We start from the raw sequence: 2,748 nt of genomic DNA on the forward strand, positions 1-2,748 counted from the left end.
CTGGTACTCCGAACCGTGGTGGAAGCCGGCGTTGATCGGCGGGGCCTGGGGCCTGGGCTCGGTGCTGCTGTTCGACTCGTTGTTCTCCGGCATGCACGGGGTCGGCTACGACGCCGCGGGCTTCGAGAACGGCTACGGCCAGGGCTTCGACAGCGGCTATGACAGCGGGTACGACGCCGGCTTCGACGCGGGGCAGGGCCCCGACGCGGGCGGCTGGGGCGGCGACGGCGGCGGCGACTTCGGCGGCGGCGGGGACTTCGGCAGCTTCTGAAGCCGCAGTCAGGTCTGGCAGGTCTGGCAGGTCGGGCACCAGAACACCCGCGACCGACTGACGGACACCCGGGCCCCGGCGCTACCGACGAAAACCGCTGCTATCGTTCTGATTACACGCTGACCTCTCGTTCAAGCCGTCCCCGGCGCCCAGCAGACGCGGCTCCGGCCCCGCCCAGCTATGGAGTAATCGCGAACATTGCGATCAGGCTGATTCTCATGGCTGCCCCATGGCGAGCTCATCGCTAGGGTTCAGTCGTGGGTGAGCACGACGGCGGAGTCACGGAGAGCCGCGTCCACCATGCCCTCACGGTCGAGCACGACTACCTGACAGCGTTGTCCGACGAACGGACTTTTCTTGCTTGGGAGCGCACTGCAGTCGGTCTGCTTTCCGCAGCCGTTGCGGTTGAATTCGTGCCTGCTCTCAGGATCCCCGGCCCGCCGCACGTTCTCGCGATTGCGCTCGCCGTCGTGGGCATGCTTACCTCCGGCATCGGGCTGCTTCGATGGATGCAAATCGATCGGGCAGCCCGCGCGGCGCGTCGCCCCGTCGCCCAACCGCGATCCGCTGAAGTGACCACGGCGGCTGCGCCCCACCCTGGACCGATACGAGGTCGGCGCACCCAGCTGACACCGCGGGACCGGATGCCCGGGACGACGGCAGGACCAGGACGGTTCCCGTGTTCACTGTGATTCGCTTGCTGAACGAGGAGTCCGGCTTGGTCCCTCCGGCCTCACCACAGCTACGCCACAGCACTTCACCGTCGCCTCCCCATGGGTTGCCGAAACCAGCTGGGAGTTCCCCACCCGGAAGCGCGAAAAGGGTTGGGACGCAACGCGCTCGGCTCCTATATCCGCCAGACTTGAGCCGATCCAACGCTTGAGAGACGTAAACCCTCACGTACTGGTCAACTCGGCTGGCCGTAAACGGCGACCACGACGGTGCGGTCGAGGCTGTTTTCCGACCACACCCCCATGTCGGTGTTGGCGCAGTCGGACATGATCGCGAAGTCGGCCGGGTTGTAGTACCACTGGTTGAGGATCTCGATGCCGCTGATCGCCACGGCGGGGTTGATCGCCACGGTTTCGGCCACTCTGCCGCGGAACCCGGCGGCTTGCGCGCGGGATTGCGGCGTGGACCCGTCGGAGCCGATGTCGCCGTCGAGGTCGCGGTTATTCAGCACGTCGTCGGTGTGCCATTGGGCTGCCAGCTGCAGCTGGGGGCTGACCTTCACGTTGTTCGTGCAGCCGGCCTCATGCTGAATCGTGTAAAGGTTGGCGACCACGCTGTTGTTGAGTCGGCTGGTCGATGTCGTCGAGGGCGGCGAAGTCGCCGTAATGCTTGCTGGCGCCCCGCACGATGATCGCGTCGGTCATGTCCGGACCCCACTGAGCCCCCGACCCACAACAAATGAGATCGTATGCGCGACCACAACGCACAAAAGGGCAAGCGGCGCACGGCGACCCGGACCAGGCTCTTGGACGGTGAACATCAACGACACTCTCATGTGGGGGGCTGGCGGAACGTCCGCCGAAGGGCCGATCAATCAGTCAGCGCGGCGGCTGACAAGCTCTACCGGACCCAAACCGCAGACGGGCGTGGCGGCATCAACAACAGTGCGCAGCCGCACCGGCACGATCGCCGATGCCAAGGAACGCCGGCACCCAACGGTCCCGATCGCCTGACACTGCACGCATGACGCAAAGGCTAACAGCATCCGCGCGAACCAGCCCGCCGCCGCTGCCCCGCCGACCGCAAAACACGGCGGTTCTCGCCGTGAGGAGCACCAGCGCGCGATCGTGCGACGACGTCAAACCCGCCGACGACAAACCCGCGGGTGCCACGGATACCAGACCAGCGATACCCCGAGTATGTCAGCGGTGATTAGAATCCCGGTGATCTAAACCGGCCCGAAGCGCGCCCAGGCGTTGGCGCCCACGGACATCGAGGTCGAGCGCGTGCCGGACGGGGCGCCAGATCGGCCGGCACACCGCCGCGCGGATCAAATCACCAGCTGACGCGGCGACAACGGATCCGGTGGCGTGTAGACGTTCAAGTACCGGTCTCCGCGGCCATCAACCGCTGCGGTACCCGTACCGAGCGTGGATGAATGAAATCAACAGCAGCACCGCGACAACTCAGCCGAGGCCACCCACGGCCCGTGGCTGACAGGCCGGAGGACGGGGGCAGGGCCCCGACGCGGGCGGCTGGGGCAACGACGGCGGCAGCTGGGACTTCGGCGGCGGAGACTTCGGCAGCTTCTGAAGCCGCGGTCAGGTCTGGCAGGTCGGGCACCAGAACACGTTGCGGCCTTCGAGCACGGCGGTCAGCACCGTGGTGCCGCACACACGGCAGGGCTCGCCGGCGCGGCGGTAGACGTAGGTGCGCGGGCGGCCGGGAGCATAGGACGGCGCGCCGTGGTCGTGCTCGGGCCGGACCGCCAGGATCTTGCCGCGGCGCAAGCCGATCCGCATCAG

Annotated in this window: 5 protein-coding genes and 1 pseudogene; 3 read left to right on the forward strand and 3 right to left on the reverse strand. The window is 67.1% G+C overall.

Translation table 11 applies throughout. The features are described 5' to 3' along the window. Together VKG81_RS00600 and VKG81_RS21420 are read left to right on the forward strand one after the other, a co-directional pair. Positions 1 to 271: pseudogene (locus VKG81_RS00600) on the forward strand (DUF1542 domain-containing protein); the annotation flags it as partial. 257 nt (positions 272 to 528) lie between these two features. Next, entirely contained in the window at positions 529 to 963 is a 435-nt protein-coding gene (locus tag VKG81_RS21420) for a YidH family protein (RefSeq protein WP_414685103.1), read from the forward strand. Positions 964 to 1,178: 215 nt separating this feature from the next. Here the strand turns inward: VKG81_RS21420 and VKG81_RS00610 are convergent, their stop codons facing one another. Continuing rightward, the gene (locus VKG81_RS00610; protein WP_324388891.1) at positions 1,179 to 1,556 is read right to left on the reverse strand and encodes a CAP domain-containing protein; all 378 of its coding nucleotides are present in this window, start codon (positions 1,554 to 1,556) and stop codon (positions 1,179 to 1,181) included. After that, on the reverse strand, positions 1,525 to 1,647 hold the full coding sequence (locus VKG81_RS00615) for a hypothetical protein (protein ID WP_324388892.1): 123 nt from the start codon (positions 1,645 to 1,647) through the stop codon (positions 1,525 to 1,527). Before VKG81_RS00615 ends, VKG81_RS00610 begins: the two co-directional genes overlap by 32 nt. 108 nt (positions 1,648 to 1,755) lie before the next feature. Between VKG81_RS00615 and VKG81_RS00620 the strand changes: the two genes are divergently transcribed. Next, positions 1,756 to 1,956, forward strand: a complete 201-nt coding sequence (locus VKG81_RS00620; RefSeq protein ID WP_324388893.1) for a hypothetical protein — start codon at positions 1,756 to 1,758, stop codon at positions 1,954 to 1,956. Between the two features lie 588 nt (positions 1,957 to 2,544). On the opposite strand, the gene VKG81_RS00625 is transcribed toward VKG81_RS00620, so the two are convergent. Continuing rightward, on the reverse strand, positions 2,545 to 2,748 hold a 204-nt coding region (locus VKG81_RS00625), incomplete at its 5' end, for a zinc finger domain-containing protein (protein ID WP_324388894.1).

It is taken from the genome of Mycobacterium sp., assembly GCF_035314905.1.
Classification (GTDB): Bacteria; Actinomycetota; Actinomycetes; order Mycobacteriales; family Mycobacteriaceae; genus Mycobacterium.